The following is a 19,450-nucleotide window of genomic DNA, read 5'->3' on the forward strand; positions in this document are numbered from 1 at the left end:
TTCCTTAGGAGTGTAATCCTAACAGCCACAAAGGTCGCAGGGGGATATGCCGCGTCATCCGTTTTTTTGCGGGTTTTCCTTGGCCAACAGGGCTGGCGTCGCGGGCAGACGCTCAACCACGGCGAGCTTTTCCGGACGCTGAGCGTCACGCCAGGCGCGAAAAGCGCTCAGTTCGCCGTCCAGGGTCTTCATGACCCATGCCAGCACGGCGATGTCGTCGAGCATGCCGAACATGGGAATAAAGTCCGGGATCGCGTCAATCGGGCTCAGGAAATACATCAGCCCTGCCACAACTGAAATCAGCGCCTTGGGACTGATTGCGCGGTACTCGCCACGCCAGTAGGCCAGGCACAGGGACTGTAGCAACTTGAAGTCATCCTTAAGCTTACCCAGGCGATTGCCCTGGCTGGAGCCTTTAGCGGCGACAGCGAACAGCAGCGTCGGTAAACGCCCACGCCCCAGCAGGCGTGCGGCCATGGGCAGGAAACGGGTGAAATTGAAGGGTGGTTTCATCTGTCACTCCAGTTCCAGGCAACATAAAAGGTTATCCACACAAATTGTGGATAACCTTGTGAACAGAGCCTTTTTTATCGGCTGAAAGCCACGATATACAAGGCTTTCAGTCAGATCGGGCGTTTTTTGCGCACATTAAAAAAACCCAAGATTTCATTGACTTGGTGTTGCTGTGCGGCTAGCCATACTCGGGTTTTATATCAGACTGTTGCCAGGTGTGGACGTTCGTTTGGATTTGCACAGCCTGTGGACATCGGCCCGTAGCTTGCCCCGCGCTGGGTGGCGAAGCCGCCCAAACCCCAGGCACCTCAGTTTAGACTGGAGAACTCAGTGCCTGATACGGGGCGGCTTCGCCACCCAGCGCGGGGCAAGCCCGCTCACTACAAGATCATGTAGATGCTGCGCCCGGAAACAACAACGCCCCGTCGAGACGGGGCGTTGTGTGTTCAGGCGCCTATTACTTCTTGGCGGCTGGTGCAGCAGGGGCTTCAGCCTTGGCTGGGTCCTTGATGGCCAGCAGTTCCAGGTCGAATACCAGCACGGAGTTGGCTGGAATCGCCGGGCTCGGGCTCTGGGCGCCGTAAGCCAGGTCGGACGGGATGTACAGCTCGACCTTCTCGCCAACGTGCATCAGTTGCAGGCCTTCGACCCAACCTGGGATCACGCCGCTGACCGGCAGGTCAATCGGGCTACCGCGATCCACGGAGCTGTCAAAGGTGGTGCCGTTGGTGAGCTTGCCGGTGTAGTGCACAGTCACCACGTCAGTCGGCTTAGGCTGGGCGCCATCGGCTTTCTTGATGATCTTGTACTGCAGACCGGAAGCGGTGGTGACGACGCCATCTTTCTTGGCGTTGTCTTCGAGGAATTTCTTGCCGGCGGTTGCCGACTCTTCGCTCATCTTGGTCATGCGTTCTTCAGCACGCTTTTGCAGTGCTGCAAACGCTTCAACCAGTTCGTCGTCCTTGAGCTTCTGCTCTTTTTTGCCGACGGCATCTTCGATGCCTTGGGCTACTGCTTTGGAATCCAGGTCATCCATGCCTTCCTGGGCAAGGCTCTTGCCCATGTTCAGGCCGATGCCGTAGGAAGCTTTCTGCGCCGGGGTTTTCAGCTCTACGCTGGTCTGCGAATCACAACCCGCAAGTACCAGGCTAACCAGGGCCACCGCCGCCGCCAACCGATGCTGTTTCATGCTATTTCCTTGTTCATGCGCCAAAAGGGCATTCGAATAAAGTCGCGAGCTTATCAGGCGGCCACGACCAATGGCTACCGGCATGTGAGCAGGAAACTTCTGATAAGTTCACGTGTTTAAAAGCATTTTCATTCATGATGGGGCCCCGCGAAGGATCGTGGGACCGCCTACTACCAAGCTCATGGCCACTTGCCGCACTTGTGGCGTAGTGGCATAACAACACGACTCTTCGACAAGACCGAGACAAGGATAGCCATCTTGCGCATTTTTTCCCGTGTATTACTGCTGATATTCACCCTTCTGGTCCTATTACTGGCCGTGGTGCTCTATTACACCGTCAACCCCAAGCTGCCGGAATACGTGCCCGTGGAGCAGGTGCACTATCAGGACCAATGGAGTGCCGCCGACCGCCAGACTTATTACTTCACGCCCCAGGGCACTCAAGTAAAAGGCCTGCACTACGACTGGTTCACCGCCCTGGAACTGCCGTTTTCCGAGCGACGTTTTGCCACGCCGGATTACCTGGCGCGCTTCGGTTTCCTGGTCGATCCCAAACAGGTGCCCACCGCGCAAAACCCCGGCAATCTGCCGGTAGGTTTCGCCCGACACAAGAACGCCGGCAGCAACGTCGAGTACCTGGATATCACCTGTGCCGCCTGCCACACCGGCGAGTTGCACTTCAAAAACCAGGCGCTGCGTGTCGACGGCGGTTCCGCCCAGCACGTGTTGCCTTCCAGCGTGCCAACCTTGCGCGGCGGCAGTTTCGGTCAGGCCCTGGTCGCCAGCCTTGCGGCTACCTACTACAACCCATGGAAGTTCGAGCGCTTCGCCCGCCAAGTGCTGGGAGATCGCTATGACGCTGAGCACAAACAACTGCGCGAGGACTTCAAGCAGTCCCTGAACAAGTTTCTCAAAGTGGCCTGGAACGACACTCACCGTGGTCTCTACCCCACCGAAGAAGGCCCCGGCCGCACGGACGCCTTTGGCCGTATCGCCAACGCCAGCTTTGGCGACGCGATTTCCCCGGACAATTATCGCGTTGCCAACGCCCCGGTGGACTACCCGCAATTGTGGGATATCTGGACCTTCGACTGGGTGCAATGGAACGGCTCGGCCCAGCAACCCATGGCGCGCAATATCGGTGAAGCCCTGGGCGTAGGCGCGACGCTGGGCTTTTTCGACGCCGCCGGCCAGCCGCTCCAGGGCGATGCGCGCTACCCGTCCAGCGTCCGCGTGCGCGACCTCAACCTGATCGAAGAAACCCTGCAACGCCTCAAGCCACCGACCTGGCCCGAGGACCTGTTCGGCGCCGTCGACAAACCCCTCGCTGCTCAAGGCCGCACACTGTTCGCCGAGAACTGCGCCGGCTGCCATGTGCCCAGCGTCACCCAGGAAAACGGGCGCCCGGTGCAGCAGCTTAAAATGCTGCCCGTGGACTACATCGGTACCGACCCCGGCACCGCCAGCAACATTGCCGACCAACGCTACGACCTCAGCGCCCTGCAGTGGGACCCCGCGGAACTGGCCACGCTCAACGTCGAACTGCACCCCACGCCGACCGAGCCACTGGACCTGAAAAAAATGTCCGTGGCCAAGGGGCTGGCTTACGTCACTGCCTTCGTCGAAGAGCATGCTTACCGCGCCGCCGGCGTGACCCCGGCCGAGCGCCCGCGCCTGGACGGTTACGGCCTGCCCATCGGCGTACGCGAGTTGCGCGCCTACAAGGCGCGGCCACTGGCTGGCGTCTGGGCGACGCCGCCGTTCCTGCATAACGGTTCGGTGCCGACGATCTACCAGTTGCTCTCGCCCCAGGACGAGCGCAGCACCACATTCTATAAAGGCACTTTCGACTACGACCCGCGCCATCTCGGCTTTGAAACCGGTGCGTTCAAGAATGCCTTTGTGTTCGATACCAAAATCACCGGCAACCACAACAGCGGCCACGAGTTTCGTGCCGGCAGTCGTGGCAATGGCGTGATCGGCCGTGGCCTGCTACCGCAGGAACGCTGGGCGCTGCTGGAATACCTCAAAGTGCTGGGCGGCCCGCTGGAGCAACAACTGCCATGATGATTCGATCCCCCTACGACCGACCTTCCCTGCTCGGCCGCCTCTGGCTGCGCATCGGCGCATTTCTCGGCAAAACCTTGCTGTGGCTGGTGGGCCTCGGCCTGCTCGGTTGGCTGGCGGCGACTGCCTGGTACGCCTGGCAACACAGCGGCCCGATGTCACCGGATGAGCAAATCCCAGCGGGCGAAGCGGCGATGACCCAAGGCATCATCCAGACGGCGGTGCGCATCGTCGACCAGCACCGCGAGGGCACGCGCTACCTGCGTGATGCTCACGCCAAGGCCCACGGTTGCGTGAAAGCCGAAGTCAGTGTGCTCGCCGATCTCGACCCGGCGTTGCGACAGGGCGTGTTCGCCGAACCGGGCAAGACCTGGCAGGCGATGATGCGGTTGTCCAATGGCAACGCTTACCCGCAGTTCGACAGCATCCGTGATGCCCGCGGCATGGCGCTCAAGTTACTGGATGTGCCGGGCAAGCAGCTGCTGGCCGACCAGCAGACCCGCACGGAACAAGACTTCGTGATGTTCAGCCACCCGAACTTCTTTGTCAGCGATGTGGCGGAGTACGCGCAGAACATCGGCGCGCAGGCGGACGGCAAGAAGGTGCTGGCGTTCTTCCCCAAGGCCGACCCGCGCAGCTGGCAAGTGCGTCACTTGTTCATCGCCCTGGCGACCCTCGCACCCGCACCGGCCAGCCCGACGCAGACTACGTACTTTTCAGTTTCACCCTACAAGTTCGGCACGGCCAACGCCAAATTCCGCGTCGCGCCCGACCCGCAAAACTGCCCGGAATATCAACTGCCGAAACAAAACCAGGACCTGCCGAATTTCCTGCGCGGCGCCTTGAGCCAGCAGTTGTCCACCGACCGCGTGCCTGCGTGTTTCGTGCTGCAGATCCAGCGCCAGAACCCGCAGAAATTCATGCCGATCGAAGACACCAGCATCGAATGGAAAGAAAGCGACGCGCCGTATGAAACCGTGGCGAAGGTGCATATCCCGGCGCAGGATTTCGACACGCCCGAGCAGAACCTGGCGTGCGACAACCAATCCTTCAACCCCTGGTTTGGCGTAGCGGAGCACCGCCCCATCGGCGGTATCAACCGTTTGCGCAAAGCCGTGTATGAAGCGGTCAGCGATTACCGCCACAGCCGCAACGCGCCATAAAGAATGCGTAACAATGGACCCGACGGCGTAAGGATTGCGTCGGGTCTATTGAGCCATTTCCACCCCGCCTCTACCGTGAGTACCTACCCCATCACCCGTAGGAAATCACCGTGGAAGGCTCAACCCTCGGCATGATCGTACTCACCCTGATCGCCGTGTTCGGCACCGCGTCTTTTTGCTTCGAACACCTGGCGACGCGCCAGATCAAAAAGAAAAAAACCGGTCAGCACTGACCTTCAGCCAGCGAGCCCAGCCTCTTCGGTACGGGCCCGCAACCACTGACGAAAACTGCGCACCGCCGCGGGTGGATTGCGATGATGCGGCTGCATCAGGTGCAAGCGGCCGCGACTGTGCATGCTGTGGGGCAAGGCCGTTTGCAGGCGCCCGGAGTCGAGGTCGCTTTCCAGCAAGCGCTTCCACCCCAGGGCGACGCCGTGGCCCATCACCGCCGATTGCATCAACAGTTGATAGCTGTTGGTGCGCAAGGCATGGCGCGGCGAGTAGTAATCGGCACCCGCATCCGCAAACCAGTCGGCCCACGTCAGCCAGTCGTGGTGATGGTCTTCCACGATCAGCAAGGTGTGCGCGTGCAACAGATGATGCAGGTCGCGAATCGGGCCGTGGCGCTCAAGGTAACCGGGGCTGCACACGGTGATGACCTGTTCGCTGTCGAACACCGGCGACAGCTCAAGGCCGTGGGGCGCGGCCATTTCATCCAAGTGATAGAACAAACCCAGGTCATATTCGCTGACATCCAGATGGCTGGGGCTTTCGCTGCACAGGACGCGGATATCCAGGTCCGGATGGTCTCGCTGGAACTGCGGCAACAGACCGGCCAGCCAGATAGAGCTGATGGTGGGCGTACTGGCCAGGGTCAACTGGCGATCGGCACCGCGCCTGCGCAACTCGGCGGACTCGCGGTCAAGCTCGCGCAACAGGCGTTGGACAGTACGAAAATAACGCACCCCGGCGGGTGTCAGGCTCAAGCCCTGGGCCAGCCGATAAAACAGCGGGCGGGCCAGGTCTTCTTCGAGGCGTTTGACCTGGCGGCTGACCGCGCTCTGGGTCAAGTTCAATTCATGGGCCGCCTGGGTAAAGCTCAAATGGCGGGCCGCCGCTTCGAAGGTCTGCAAGCAATTGAGGGGAGGAAGATCGACGTTTCGGCGCGACATGAGCAAGTCCATTGGCAATGACGGGCCCAGGTTACCCCAGGCCCGCAGAGATCACGTTGGCAAGCATCCTGCCAGTTGCCTGCTCAGAGTGCGACCCTGGCCACGCGTTTACTCCATTGCCGACGGTGTTCCAACTGGCCGTTTTCCCAGGCGGTCTGCTCCGCTTCGATGTAGAACCACTCGGCGTCGGCGTGCACGCTCAATTGGCTTTCCACCTCCACGGCCCACTGGTCGCGGCCGACTCGGTAGTGCCATTCGATATCGGCCCGCGTCGACAGCGGATCCCAGGGCAAAGTGCGGTATTGCTCGGTGCAACGCTGGTCCACCGACAGGCCGTGGTCGGTAAAACGCACCGAACCCAAGTCATCTTCGATTTTCACGCAGACTTCGCCACTGCCCACGTCTTCGATCAAGGTGCGTTTCGGCGCAGCGGCGCGTAGGACTTCCATCGCCACCGGCGTAGCCGACTGCGGCGCTTCGAACGGGCAGTCCACCGCCTCGCCTTTGAATATCGGCAGTTGCAGGCTTTGCAGGCTCGGCAGCAACGTCAGAGTGGTCAACTCACGGCTCGGCCACAGTAACGGGAAACTCGCGGTACTCAGGGCAAGACGCAAACGGTAGCCGACGGGCAGGCGCATGCCGATGTGGTCGAGGGTTAACTGCACGTCCATGGGTTCACCGGGGACTACAGGTGTTACCTGGGAAAAATCCTCACGCAGTGTGAGATTGAGTACACCGTAACTGATCTGCGTGACTTGCCCGTCCGGCGCTATCGCATTCAGCCGGGCGACCAATTGACCACAGGCGGTGTCACTTGCCAGGCGCAACTTAAGACGTGCATCGCCGAGCAACGCCAGCGGCTCGGTCAGCAGCGGGGAGTCGAAGCACAGCGAGTTGGCGTCATCACGACGTTGATCCGTCGGTCCATCGGGGCCAAACCAAATGGCGCAGTATTCGCCTTGGTGCAGGCCGGTGGTCAGCGGCGAGCAGATGCTGCGCGGCGCCGCCAACGGCAGTGAGCCTGCACTCAGGCCCTGTTCGCCGAGGCTGAAATCCGCCCATTGCACCTGCGGATCCGGCCAGCCGGAGGTCTGCACCCAGATCCCCGGCCGCTCGGCATAACTGCCCTTCGGCGGCAGAATATCCTGTAGGTAAAAAGTGCAAGATGCGTCATCCATCACCCCGTTTTTGATGCCCTTGAGCCAATGATCCCACCAGCGCTTGGCCTCTTGCAGGAAGCCGATGGCCGGGTTGGGCACGGCGAAATGCGGGTACTTGTGTATCCAAGGACCGATCATGGCTTTCTTCGGGCCCGGTAGGTTTTGCATCAGGCGCGAAACGGTGTTGCGGTAGGCATCGCCCCAGCCCCCCACTGCATACACGGCCGCCTTGATCTTCGAATAGTCCTCGCACACCGAGCCATGGCGCCAATAGTCATCGCGGGTCTGGTGTTGCAGCCAGGTTTCCGCCAGCAACGGCATGGCGTCCAGGCGTTGGTGCCAGAGGTGTTTCCAGTCGTCGCCCACCAGCAAAGGATCCGGCACCGCCGCGCTGAAGTTGAGCATGGTGGCGGCCCAGCCGAAGTTCTCCATCAACAGATTGCCACCCTTGTAATGGATGTCGTCGGCAAAGCGATCATCGGTGGAGCACAGGGTAATGATCGCCTTCAACGCCTCGGGCTGGCGCGCCGCGACTTGCAGCCCGTTGAAGCCGCCCCAGGAGATGCCCATCATGCCGACATTACCGTCGCACCAGGGTTGCTGGCACAGCCAGTCGATCACTTCGAGGGCGTCTTCCTGTTCCTGCAGCAGGTATTCATCGGCCATCAAACCTTGGGATTCACCGTTGCCCCGCATGTCCACCCGCACACACACATAGCCCTGCCCCGCCATCCACGGGTGGGTCAGCGCATCGCGTACGGCGGTGCCGTCGCGTTTGCGGTACGGCAGGTATTCCAGGATCGCCGGGAAGGTTTGCAGGCCGGCGACTTCCGGCAACCAGAGGCGGGCGGCCAGTTGGGTACCGTCCTTCAAGGGGATCAGGCAGTGCTCGATTTCGCGCACGGTGTAAGCAAATTCAGTGACGATTTCCATCAGTAACTCCTACAGCGGTTCAATCGATCAGCGGGCGAAATCCGGCACCGGGCTGGCGCCACGCGATTGCGTTTCGGGGGTCCGCTGAAGGCGTTTCACATCCAGCAACGCGGGATTTTTCAGCCAGAAAATCAGCGAGGTACTGGCCAATAACACCAGGATCATCCCGGGCAAACCGCCGAGATTGGAGAGCATCTTCACCCCGTCGATGCCCACAAACGCGACCATGACCCACGACACCGTGCCGATAATCAGGCCCCAGACGATCTTCAGCAGCGGGTTGCCGTCGAGATCGGAATCCGCGGTCACGCCCTTGCTGCACAGGTTGGCGATCACATCGGTGCTGGAGTCCGCCGCCGTGACAAACGAGATGAACGCTACGAACAGCAGGAACGCGATCATCAGGCCGCTGGCCGGCAATTGCTGGAACATCTGGTACAGCACGTGCTCCACGCCCTGCTCGTTCAGCACACGGTTGAGGCTGCCGTCACCGAGGGCATCGAAGTACAGGCTGGTGCCGGAGAAAATGCAGATCCATATCGCCGTGAACAACGCCGGGTAGAGCATGTTGATATGGATGAATTCGCGCACGGTATAGCCACGGCCAATCTTGCCAAGGAACAGCGCGCTCACCGGCGCCCAGGCAAACCACACCGACCAGTAGAACACCGTCCAGCTGTGCGGCCAGGTGTCGCCACTCGCGGCGCCAGTGAACAGGCTGCGGCTGAAGAAGGTGTCGAGGTACACGCCGAGGGACTCGACGCCGAGGCTGAACATGTACAAGGTCGGCCCACACAGCAGCACAAACAATCCCAGCGCCAGCATGATCCAGGTGTTGAACGAGGACAGCATCACAATGCCTTTCTGCAGGCCGCTAGCGGCCGAGGCGACAAAGGTGATGACGATGATCGCAATGATGATGGCTAGGCGGAACGGCGTGGTTTCACCGCCGATATATTGGGCCAGGCCACCGGCCAGGGTCAGCGCGCCAGTGCCCAGGGATGAGGCCATGCCCGCCACCAGGGCGAACATCGCCAGGGTGTCGATCAGCCCGGCGTAGCGCTTGACCCGCGCTGCGCCCAGCAGCGGCTCGAGCATGGCGCCAATGGAGAAGTTGCTGCGACGGTTATAGAACACCAGCGCAAACACCAGCGAGGGCACCAGGTAAATGGCGTAGGGGGTGATGGTCCAGTGCAGGAACATCGTCGACATGGCAAAGCTCTTCGCCGCCGAACTGCCCGCCTCGATCGGCAGGCTGGTGGGTGGGCCATACAGGTGGTAGAGCGGTTCGGCGGTGGTCCAGAACAGCACGCCCACGGCCAGCGTGGTGCACAGCGCCACCATGAACCAGCGCCATTTGCTCAGCAATGGCTGGGCGTCTTCGCCGCCGATACGCACCTTGCCCAACGCGGAGAAGTAGACGATCGCCGTCAGCACCACCATGGCAAACGAGCCGGCACTGAACAGCCATGAGAAGTTTTTCAGGATTAGGTTATTGAGCTGTTTGCTGATCGCCAGGAAGGCATTCAGGTCGACGTAGCTGGCGATCACCGCCGCCAGCAGGATCAGGAACGTTGGCCAGAACACCAACGGACGCAGTGGATATTTCATAGAGAGCCATTCCCCTTGCAGACTATTTTTATCTTAGAGAGCGGGCACTGCAGCATCCTGCTGCCGTGACTCGCCTGGAAGTCTTCGCGTGGCTATAGATAACCGTTTAAGCGGTCAGGGACGCAATCAACCAATGTGCATGGGGGTATTCCCCCACGTCATGTCGCACCAGCACAGTTCAGGGCGAACATGCAGTGCACAATGGCAAGGCGCATTGAGGATAAATCGCAGACGAAAAAAAGCCCGCTCAATGAGCGGGCTTCTTGTGGTGACCTGGCGTTCAGCGTTCCAGGTAACCGAATATGGCGCAGCGGACGGGACTCGAACCCGCGACCCCCGGCGTGACAGGCCGGTATTCTAACCGACTGAACTACCGCTGCGCGTAACACTTGAAGCGAATGGTGGGTGATGACGGGATCGAACCGCCGACATTCTGCTTGTAAGGCAGACGCTCTCCCAGCTGAGCTAATCACCCTTCACTTTCGGTGTGGGCGGCATCATACACCAAAAATTCGCAATGTCTTGATTTGAATGCACTTTATTTTGGATTTTTTCCAGAGCCCGGCAAAACCCCGTAAAAACGGGCTTCTGCTCGCGCAAATGCGAGTCTATTGCGTTTACCGGGTGCTTAGCCGCACAATTAAAAACTATTCTCAATAACGCCTGAGCCACGCTTATGTCTGTGGGTGAACCGCCATTCCAAAGGGAAATTACCCAGCTCTACAGCGAGCATCATGGCTGGCTGCTCACCTGGCTGCGGCGCAAGCTCGGCTGCCACCAGAATGCCGCTGACCTGGCGCAGGACACGTTTGCACGCATCCTGAACGCGCGCGAATCCGTAGCCGGCATTCGCGAACCCCGGGCCTACTTGAGCACGACGGCCAGACGCCTGATCATCGACCAGGCACGGCGCAGGCAGATTGAACAGGCTTACCTGCAGGAATTGGCCCTCACCGTGGACGCGCTCGAAGGGTTTCAATCGCCCGAGCAAATCCACACCACGCTTGAAGCCCTCGAACAGATCGCCTTTATCCTGGAGGGCATGCACGTCTATTCGCGCCAGGCATTTGTGCTGTATTACCTTGAGGAAATGACCCAACAACAGATCGCCCGACAGCTCAAGTTGTCGGAACGCACCGTGCGCAAGTACCTGATCCAGGCGCTCATGCACTGCGGCCACAGCATGGATACCTGATTGAGCATGTCGGACCAACAGATCGAAGAACAAGCCGCCGAATGGCTGCTGCGCCTGCATGAGGGCGAACTGAGCGAAGCCCAGCGCCTGGCATTTGAAGGTTGGAAACAGCAAGGTCCGCACTACGCCGAGGCCGCGGCCCGCATGGAAGCCGTCATCGCCCGCATGCAGGCCTTGCGGGGTAAAAAAGCACCGGCGCGGGCAGCGTTGAACGCAGCCTTTACCCAGCCAAAAAGCCGCAGCCGCAAGAACGCCCTGCGTGCGCTGGCAGTGGCGTGCAGCCTGGCGATTCCGGCGGCAGCATTACTGGTGAGCCCTTATCCCCAGCAGTGGATGGCCGACGTGCGCAACGGGCCCGGCCAATGGCAAACCCTGCAACTGGCGGATGGCTCCACGCTGACCCTCAACGGCATCAGCGCGGCAAACCTGCATTTCGATGGCAAGCAGCGTCGCATCGAACTGCTGCAAGGCGAAATCCTCGTGGAAGTCGCTCACGACCGCGCGCGGCCGTTTGTCGTACAGACGCCACAAGGCACACTGCGTGCACTGGGCACGCGGTTTGTGGTCAAGCGCGAGGGCGATGTCACCCTACTCAGCATGCTCGAATCCCGTGTGGCCGCACAAAGCGCCAACGGCCAGCAGACGCTGGAAGTCGACGCCGGTTCGCAGGCCCTGATGCAATCGAATACCGTACGCCTGGCCGGCACCATCGACCCGTCGAGCATCAACGAAGCCTGGCGTCGACACCAATTGGTGGTGGAGAACCGGCCTTTGCCGGAGGTGCTGGATGAAATCGCTCGGCATCGCGCCGGTCGCGTGCAATTTGATCGCGACGCCCTGCAAAGCCTTCGAGTGTCTGCCGTGATCCCGCTGGATGACAGCGACCACGCCTTGCAATTACTCGCGCAAACCCTGCCGATCGAGGTGCAGACTTTTACGCCATGGCTGATCGTGGTAAGCCCGCAAACACCACCCAATAAATAATTATTCGCATTTGCTTCCGGTTTTTTCGAGGCTGCCCGTCAAGGAAGGTAATTCGACACATAAAGGACTGCCTTCACCATGCACACCCCTTCCTACCCGCGCGGACGCTTTCGGCTACTGAAAAGCGCGCCGTTGTCCCTGGCCCTGCTCACTGCCTGCGCGCTGAACATCAGCCTGGCCCAGGCCGATGCCACCAGCGTCGCCGCCCAGACTTACGAGATTCCGGCCGGGCCCTTGGGCAGTTCGCTCAACCGCTTTGCCCAGCAAGCGGGTGTGGCCATCGTGTTCCAGTCCAGCGAACTGGAAGGCCTCAAAAGCCCAGGTTTGAAAGGCAGCTACGGCATACAGGATGGGTTCGACAGCTTGCTGCAGGGCAGCGGCTACCGCGCGGTAAAGGGTGATCAGGTCTACGCACTCCAGCCCTCCCCCCTCGCCGGCAACGGCACCATGGAGCTGAGCCCGACCGCCGTCACCGCCAACCAGTTAGGCAACGTCACCGAAGGCACTGGTTCCTACACGCCCGGCACGATCGCGACCTCCACTCGCCTGGTGTTGACTCCCAAGGAAACCCCGCAGTCAGTGAGCGTGGTCACCCGCCAGCACATGGACGATTTCGGCCTGAACAGCGTCGACGACGTGATGCGCCACACCCCAGGCATTACCGTTTCGGCCTTCGACACCGAGCGTACCAACTACTACGCCCGCGGCTTTTCGATCAATAACTTCCAGTACGACGGTATTCCCTCGACGGCGCGTAACGTCGCCTATTCGGCGGGCAACACCCTGAGCGACATGGCGATCTACGACCGCGTCGAAGTGCTCAAGGGCGCCACCGGCCTGCTCACCGGCGCGGGCTCACTGGGCGCGACGATCAACCTGGTGCGCAAGAAACCTACAGCGGACTTCCAGGGCCACGCGACCCTCGGTGCCGGTTCCTGGGACAATTACCGCAGCGAGCTGGACGTGAGTGGCCCGATGACCGAAAGCGGCAACGTGCGTGGCAGGGCCGTCGCGGCCTACCAGGACAAGCATTCGTTCATGGATCACTACTCGCGCCAGAGCCCGACCTACTACGGCATCATGGAGTTCGACCTGTCACCCGATACCCTGCTGACCGTCGGCGGCGATTACCAGGACACTCTGCCAAAAGGCTCCTCATGGTCGGGGAGCTTTCCGCTGATCAACTCCAACGGCGACCGCAACAGCGTCAAGCGCTCGTTCAACAACGCTGCCGATTGGAGCAGTTGGGAGCAATACACCCGCACCGTATTTGCCATGCTCGAACACGACCTGGGCAATGGATGGGTAAGCAAGCTGCAACTGGACCACAAGATCAACGGCTATCACGCCTTGATGGGCTCGATCCAGGGCGACCAGCCGCAGCCGGACGGCACCGCGCAACTCACCTCGGGCAAATACACCGGGGAAACCGTCAGCGATTCCGCCGACCTGTACGTGAGCGGCCCCTTCAGCCTGGGCGGGCGCGAACATGAACTGGTGCTCGGCGGTTCTATCAGCGCCTCGGAATGGAAAGGCAAAGGCTACTGGAACCTCTCCCCAAATATCGTCGACTTCAATAACTGGCGCGGCCACGCCACGATACCGGACTGGGGCAAGGCGCAATCACTGACCGATGACACCGTGCGCCAGACGGGCGCCTATGTGACCACGCGGCTGAACCTCGCCGACGACCTCAAGCTGCTGCTGGGCGGGCGCGTGGTCAACTACCAGGTCACGGGCTATAACCCCAACTACCGCGAGTCCGGACGATTCGTGCCGTACATCGGCGCCGTGTACGACCTCAACGACACGTACGCGGTCTACGCCAGCTACACCGATATCTTCATGCCGCAAGAGAATTACAACCGCGATCGCGACAACAAACTGCTTGAGCCGGATGAAGGCCAGAACTGGGAACTGGGCGTAAAAGCCGACTTCCTTGAAGGTCGCGTGAACGCCAGCGCGGCCTACTTTGAAATCCATGAATCCAACCGCGCGCTCTCGGATGACGAGTACAACAACCAGACGCCGATCCCGAACAACTACGCCTACAAAAGCAGCAAGGCCGTCACCAAAGGTTATGAGCTGGAGATGTCCGGCGAGATTGCCCCCGGCTGGCAACTCCAGGCCGGCTACACCCACAAGGTCGTGCGCGACGACAAGGACGTGAAGATCTCCACCTTCGAGCCCGAAGATCAGGTCAAGCTGTTCACCACCTACAAGCTCAAGGGCAACCTCGACAAGTTGACGGTAGGCGGTGGCGTGCGCTGGCAAAGCGTGGGCTGGCAGGACATCTATAACTCTCCCCATGGCGGCTATGAAGCGTTCTCCCAGGACGCCTATTGGCTGGTCGACCTGATGACCAAATATCAGGTCAGCAAAAACCTGTCGGCGACGCTGAACGTCAACAACCTCTTCGACAAGTCTTACTACACCAACATCGGCTTCTATAACTCCGCCGCTTATGGTGAGCCACGCAATTTCATGGTGACCACACGCTGGGATTTCTGATCCCCCAATAAAAAACGCCGCCGATCATCGGAAATGATCGGCGGCGTTTTTTTGTTTTTGCAAAGCCCAGACAGCAAAAAGCCCGCTCAATGAGCGGGCTTCCTGTGGTACCTGGCGTTCAGCGTTCCAGATAACCGAATATGGCGCAGCGGACGGGACTCGAACCCGCGACCCCCGGCGTGACAGGCCGGTATTCTAACCGACTGAACTACCGCTGCGCGTAACACTTGAAGCGAATGGTGGGTGATGACGGGATCGAACCGCCGACATTCTGCTTGTAAGGCAGACGCTCTCCCAGCTGAGCTAATCACCCTTCGTTTCGGTGTGGCGCGCATTCTACGGAGCGGCCCCAGGTCTGGCAAGCACTTTCTTAAATCTTTTTTTTGATAGCTTCCAATGGCTTAGGCAGGGTTGGCCTGGGACGTTATCAAGAGAATAATGCCCCCCTTTGTATAAAGGAGAGACTCGCCCCATGTGGTTCAAGAACCTGCTTATCTATCGCCTGACCCAAGATCTGCCTGTTGATGCCGAGGCGTTGGAAGCGGCCATGGCCACCAAACTGGCGCGCCCTTGTGCCAGCCAGGAGTTGACCACTTACGGTTTCGTCGCGCCTTTTGGTAAAGGTGAAGAGGCTCCCCTGGTTCACGTCAGCGGTGATTTCCTGCTGATCGCCGCGCGCAAGGAAGAACGCATCCTGCCGGGCAGCGTGGTGCGGGATGCACTCAAGGAGAAAGTCGAAGAGATCGAGGCCGAGCAAATGCGCAAGGTCTACAAAAAGGAACGCGACCAGATCAAGGATGAAATCATCCAGGCCTTCCTGCCGCGTGCCTTTATTCGGCGTTCGTCGACGTTCGCCGCCATCGCGCCAAAACAGGGCCTGATCCTGGTCAACTCGGCCAGCCCCAAGCGCGCCGAAGACTTGTTGTCCACACTGCGTGAAGTGATCGGCACCCTGCCGGTTCGCCCACTCACCGTGAAAACAGCACCGACCGCGATCATGACCGACTGGGTCACCACCCAAAAGCCGGCAGATGACTTCTTCGTGCTCGACGAGTGCGAACTGCGCGACACCCACGAAGACGGCGGCATTGTGCGCTGCAAGCGCCAGGACCTGACCGGCGAAGAGATCCAACTGCACCTGACCACCGGCAAAGTCGTGACCCAACTGTCGCTGGCCTGGCAGGACAAGCTGTCCTTCATGCTCGACGACAAGATGACCGTCAAGCGCCTGAAGTTCGAAGACCTGCTGCAAGACCAGGCGGAACAGGACGGCGGTGAAGAAGCCCTGGGCCAACTGGATGCGAGTTTTACCCTGATGATGCTGACGTTTGGTGACTTCATCCCCGCGCTGGTCGAAGCACTCGGCGGTGAAGAGACCCCACAGGGCATCTAAAAGCTCATTAGATCTTATGTGGGCACGGTCAGTGTGGGAGCCGGGCTTGCCCGCGATGCAGGCACCTCGGTCTTCAGTTAAATCGAGTTGATGCTATCGCAGGCAAGCCAGCTCCCACATCTGATCGAGTTGCCACCTCCAGCACTCTAATAACAAGGACATCCCCATGCGCGCACTCGCCGCCTTGAGCCGCTTCGTCGGCAATACCTTCGCCTATTGGGTGTTGATTTTCGCCGTCGTCGCCTTCCTCGAACCCGGCTGGTTCATCGGCCTGAAAAGCGCCATCGTCCCGTTGCTGGGCCTGGTGATGTTCGGCATGGGGTTGACCCTCAAGATTGATGACTTCGCCGAAGTCGCCCGCCATCCGTGGCGCGTGGCATTGGGCGTGGTCGCACACTTTGTCATCATGCCGGGCGTGGCCTGGTTGCTGTGCCAGGCCTTCCACCTGCCGCCGGAAATTGCCGTTGGCGTGATCCTGGTCGGTTGCTGCCCAAGCGGCACCTCCTCCAACGTGATGACCTGGCTGGCCCGCGGCGACTTGGCGCTGTCGGTGGCCATCGCCGCCGTCACCACCCTCCTCGCCCCGCTGCTTACGCCGGCGTTGATCTGGCTGCTGGCGTCGGCCTGGCTGCCGGTATCGTTCATGGAGTTGTTCTGGTCGATCCTGCAAGTTGTGCTGCTGCCGATCGTGCTCGGCGTACTGGCGCAACGCGTGCTCGGTGATCGGGTGCGCCACGCGGTGGATGTGTTGCCACTGGTGTCGGTGGTGAGCATCGTGATCATCGTCGCGGCGGTGGTTGCCGCCAGCCAGGCGAAGATTGCCGAGTCGGGCCTGTGGATCATGGCCGTGGTGATGCTGCACAACAGCTTCGGTTACTTGCTGGGCTACTTCACCGGCCGCGTGTTCAAGTTGCCATTGGCGCAGCGCAAGTCGCTGGCGCTGGAAGTGGGCATGCAGAACTCCGGGCTGGGTGCCGCATTGGCCAGCGCGCACTTCTCGCCCTTGGCGGCGGTGCCGAGTGCGTTGTTCAGCGTCTGGCACAATATTTCCGGGGCGTTGCTCTCGACTTACTTCCGCCGCATGAACGAGAAGGAAGACCGTCGCGCCCTGGAGAACACCCCGCAAACTTGATCAGTCGATCACTTTTGGGCACTCTTACGAGCTTCGCGGGGACGACCCCGCGACGCTTTCAAGCGCCTAATCCGGGGACGACCCCACCTAGCGTTAGGAGGTCATCATGTCCTGGATCATTCTGTTTTTTGCGGGTCTGTTTGAAGTGGGCTGGGCCGTCGGCCTGAAGTACACCGACGGTTTCAGCAAGCCGCTGCCCACGGCCCTGACGATTGCCGCCATGGCCGTAAGCCTTGGCCTGCTGGGGCTGGCGATGAAGGAGCTGCCGCTGGGCACGGCCTATGCCATCTGGACCGGAGTCGGTGCCGTGGGCACCGTGATCGCCGGGATTATCCTGTTTGGGGAATCCATGGCGCTGTTCCGGTTGGCCAGTGTGGCGTTGATCATTTGCGGGCTTATTGGGCTCAAGATCAGCACCTGATCCATTACCGCTGTCGAACCGCCGCTCCCACACCAGACCGCGTTCGCTTGAACAATGCGGTCCAATGTGGGAGCTGGCTTGCCTGCGAAGAGGCCATTAATCCAGCCCGAAACTACCTGACACTCCCCCGCAACACCCCCACCCGTTCCTGCAACTGCGCAGGCGTCGCGGCCTCTACCGTCACCGGCTCACCCGCCACCAACACCACCCGCGACCAGATCCGATGAAACAACCCTTTGTTCGGATCGCGGCTGAAAAAACTCCCCCACAACCCCTGCAACGCCATCGGAATCACCGGCACCTGCGTCTCCTCCAGGATGCGCGCCACACCACCGCGAAACTCGTTCATCTCGCCATCGGCGGTCAACTTGCCCTCCGGGAAGATGCACACCAACTCCCCTTCCTTCAGATACTGCGCAATCCGTGTGAAAGCCTTTTCATAGATTTGGATGTCTTCGTGACGCCCCGCAATGGGAATCGCCCCGGCCGTGCGGAAGATAAAGTTCAGCACCGGCAAACGGTAGATCTTGTAGTACATGACAAAGCGAATCGGCCGACGCACCGCGCCGCCGATCAACAGCGCATCGACAAATGAAACGTGGTTGCACACCAGCAGCGCCGCGCCTTCGTCCGGGATCGCTTCCAGGTTGCGATGCTCCACGCGGTACATGGAATGGCTGAGCAGCCAGATCATGAAACGCATGGTGAACTCGGGGACGATCTTGAAGATGTAGGTGTTGACCGCGATGTTGAGCAGCGACACCACCAGGAACAATTCGGGAATCGACAGCTTGGCCACGCTCAGCAGCAGGATCGACACAATCGCCGAGACCACCATGAACAGTGCGTTAAGAATGTTGTTGGCAGCGATGACCCGCGCACGCTCGTTCTCGGCGGTGCGCGACTGGATCAATGCGTACAGCGGCACGATATAGAAGCCGCCGAACACGCCCAGGCCGAGGATATCGAACAACACCCACCAGGCTTGGCCGTAACTGAGCACGGCGAGCCAATCGTTGGCCTGCACGTTCTGCGGGAAACCGCCGGAGTGCCACCACAGCAACAGGCCGAACACGGTCAGGCCGAATGAGCCGAACGGCACCAGGCCGATTTCCACCTTACGTCCGGAGAGTTTTTCGCAGAGCATCGAACCGAGGGCGATACCCACAGAGAACACCGTGAGGATCAGCGTCACCACGGTTTCGTCGCCGTACAACCATTCCTTGGCGTAGGCCGGAATCTGCGTCAGGTAGATCGCGCCAACAAACCAGAACCACGAGTTACCCACGATGGAGCGCGAAACGGCCGGTGTCTGCCCCAGGCCCAGGCGCAAGGTGGCCCAGGATTCACTGAAAATGTTCCAGTTCAGGCGCAACCCCGGGGTCGACGCCGCCGCCCTCGGAATACTGCGGCTGGCCAAGTAACCCAATACCGCCACACCGACGATCGCCACGGCGACCACCGGCGCGTAATAGGTGGACGACATCATGATCCCGGCACCAATGGTACCGGCCAGGATCGCCAGGAACGTGCCCATTTCCACTAGGCCGTTGCCGCCGACCAGCTCATCGTCGTGCAGCGCCTGGGGCATGATCGAGTACTTCACCGGGCCGAACAGCGCCGAGTGGGTGCCCATCGCAAACAGTGCCAGCAGCATCAGTTCCAGGTGGTTGGTCAGGAAGCCCGTCGCGCCCACAGCCATGATCACAATCTCGCCGATCTTGATTGCGCGGATCAATGCGTCCTTGTTGAACTTCTCGCCAAACTGCCCGGCCAGCGCCGAAAACAGGAAGAACGGCAGGATGAACAGCAAGGCACAGAGGTTGACCCAGATGGACCGGTCACCGTCGATGGTGAGCTTGTAGAGAATGGCCAGGATCAGCGATTGCTTGAAGATGTTGTCGTTGAACGCACCCAGCAACTGGGTGATGAAAAACGGCAGGAAACGCCGTGTGCGCAGCAAGGTGAATTGCGAGGGGTGGCTCATCGTCCGTGTTCCTGCGTGG

General features: G+C 60.3%; 15 protein-coding genes and 4 tRNA genes. 9 read left to right on the top strand and 10 right to left on the bottom strand.

Annotated elements, in window-relative coordinates:
- Positions 1 to 54 precede the first annotated feature (54 nt).
- Entirely contained in the window at positions 55 to 513 is a 459-nt protein-coding gene (locus tag BFP95_RS08550) for a YkvA family protein (protein WP_065872619.1), read from the bottom strand.
- Between the two features lie 457 nt (positions 514 to 970).
- Entirely contained in the window at positions 971 to 1,702 is a 732-nt protein-coding gene (locus BFP95_RS08555; RefSeq protein ID WP_049709171.1) for an FKBP-type peptidyl-prolyl cis-trans isomerase, read from the bottom strand.
- Between the two features lie 258 nt (positions 1,703 to 1,960).
- Between BFP95_RS08555 and BFP95_RS08560 the strand changes: the two genes are divergently transcribed.
- The 3 genes from BFP95_RS08560 to BFP95_RS30015 all read left to right on the top strand — a co-directional run bounded on the left by BFP95_RS08560 (position 1,961) and on the right by BFP95_RS30015 (position 5,165).
- A complete protein-coding gene (locus BFP95_RS08560; RefSeq protein ID WP_065872620.1) occupies positions 1,961 to 3,769 on the top strand; it encodes a di-heme-cytochrome C peroxidase in 1,809 nt (602 codons plus the stop codon).
- Positions 3,766 to 4,932, top strand: coding sequence for a catalase family protein (locus BFP95_RS08565; RefSeq protein WP_065882512.1), 1,167 nt, complete (start codon positions 3,766 to 3,768; stop codon positions 4,930 to 4,932). The genes BFP95_RS08560 and BFP95_RS08565 overlap by 4 nt, the downstream gene beginning before the upstream one ends.
- A gap of 110 nt (positions 4,933 to 5,042) precedes the next feature.
- On the top strand, positions 5,043 to 5,165 hold the full coding sequence (locus BFP95_RS30015; RefSeq protein ID WP_256530446.1) for a hypothetical protein: 123 nt from the start codon (positions 5,043 to 5,045) through the stop codon (positions 5,163 to 5,165).
- 3 nt (positions 5,166 to 5,168) lie between these two features.
- Here the strand turns inward: BFP95_RS30015 and BFP95_RS08570 are convergent, their stop codons facing one another.
- The 5 genes from BFP95_RS08570 to BFP95_RS08590 form a co-directional block, all read right to left on the bottom strand.
- Entirely contained in the window at positions 5,169 to 6,104 is a 936-nt protein-coding gene (locus BFP95_RS08570) for a LysR substrate-binding domain-containing protein (protein ID WP_065872622.1), read from the bottom strand.
- Between the two features lie 83 nt (positions 6,105 to 6,187).
- Positions 6,188 to 8,197, bottom strand: coding sequence for a CocE/NonD family hydrolase (locus BFP95_RS08575; protein WP_065882510.1), 2,010 nt, complete (start codon positions 8,195 to 8,197; stop codon positions 6,188 to 6,190).
- Positions 8,198 to 8,224: 27 nt separating this feature from the next.
- Entirely contained in the window at positions 8,225 to 9,808 is a 1,584-nt protein-coding gene (locus BFP95_RS08580; protein ID WP_065882508.1) for a BCCT family transporter, read from the bottom strand.
- A 303-nt stretch (positions 9,809 to 10,111) separates the two neighbouring features.
- Positions 10,112 to 10,188, bottom strand: a tRNA-Asp gene (locus BFP95_RS08585).
- A 19-nt stretch (positions 10,189 to 10,207) separates the two neighbouring features.
- Positions 10,208 to 10,283 (bottom strand) — tRNA-Val (locus BFP95_RS08590).
- A 201-nt stretch (positions 10,284 to 10,484) separates the two neighbouring features.
- Here BFP95_RS08590 and BFP95_RS08595 point away from each other — a divergent pair.
- From BFP95_RS08595 to BFP95_RS08605, 3 genes are all read left to right on the top strand, one after another.
- On the top strand, positions 10,485 to 11,003 hold the full coding sequence (locus BFP95_RS08595) for a sigma-70 family RNA polymerase sigma factor (RefSeq protein ID WP_065872625.1): 519 nt from the start codon (positions 10,485 to 10,487) through the stop codon (positions 11,001 to 11,003).
- A 6-nt stretch (positions 11,004 to 11,009) separates the two neighbouring features.
- Positions 11,010 to 11,987, top strand: coding sequence for a FecR family protein (locus BFP95_RS08600; protein ID WP_065909909.1), 978 nt, complete (start codon positions 11,010 to 11,012; stop codon positions 11,985 to 11,987).
- A gap of 78 nt (positions 11,988 to 12,065) precedes the next feature.
- Positions 12,066 to 14,498: a TonB-dependent siderophore receptor gene (locus BFP95_RS08605; protein WP_065909850.1), complete on the top strand. Its 2,433-nt coding sequence runs from the start codon at positions 12,066 to 12,068 to the stop codon at positions 14,496 to 14,498.
- Between the two features lie 141 nt (positions 14,499 to 14,639).
- Here the strand turns inward: BFP95_RS08605 and BFP95_RS08610 are convergent.
- Both BFP95_RS08610 and BFP95_RS08615 read right to left on the bottom strand, forming a co-directional pair.
- A tRNA-Asp gene (locus BFP95_RS08610) sits at positions 14,640 to 14,716 on the bottom strand.
- 19 nt (positions 14,717 to 14,735) lie between these two features.
- A tRNA-Val gene (locus tag BFP95_RS08615) sits at positions 14,736 to 14,811 on the bottom strand.
- A 159-nt stretch (positions 14,812 to 14,970) separates the two neighbouring features.
- Here BFP95_RS08615 and rdgC point away from each other — a divergent pair.
- From rdgC to sugE, 3 genes are all read left to right on the top strand, one after another.
- Positions 14,971 to 15,891 (top strand): recombination-associated protein RdgC, encoded by a 921-nt coding sequence (gene rdgC / locus BFP95_RS08620; RefSeq protein WP_065872627.1) that lies wholly within the window; start codon positions 14,971 to 14,973, stop codon positions 15,889 to 15,891.
- A 166-nt stretch (positions 15,892 to 16,057) separates the two neighbouring features.
- Positions 16,058 to 17,023 carry a bile acid:sodium symporter family protein gene (locus BFP95_RS08625; RefSeq protein ID WP_065909852.1) on the top strand — a complete coding sequence of 322 codons (966 nt, stop codon included), beginning with the start codon at positions 16,058 to 16,060 and terminating at the stop codon, positions 17,021 to 17,023.
- Between the two features lie 106 nt (positions 17,024 to 17,129).
- Complete coding sequence (gene sugE, locus BFP95_RS08630) at positions 17,130 to 17,444, top strand: quaternary ammonium compound efflux SMR transporter SugE (protein ID WP_010211634.1); 315 nt, start codon at positions 17,130 to 17,132, stop codon at positions 17,442 to 17,444.
- Between the two features lie 112 nt (positions 17,445 to 17,556).
- On the opposite strand, the gene BFP95_RS08635 is transcribed toward sugE, so the two are convergent.
- Positions 17,557 to 19,431 (bottom strand): MFS transporter, encoded by a 1,875-nt coding sequence (locus tag BFP95_RS08635; RefSeq protein ID WP_065909854.1) that lies wholly within the window; start codon positions 19,429 to 19,431, stop codon positions 17,557 to 17,559.
- Positions 19,432 to 19,450 lie beyond the last annotated feature (19 nt).

This window comes from Pseudomonas sp. 58 R 12 (assembly GCF_900005865.1).
Classification (GTDB): Bacteria; Pseudomonadota; Gammaproteobacteria; order Pseudomonadales; family Pseudomonadaceae; genus Aquipseudomonas; species Aquipseudomonas tritici.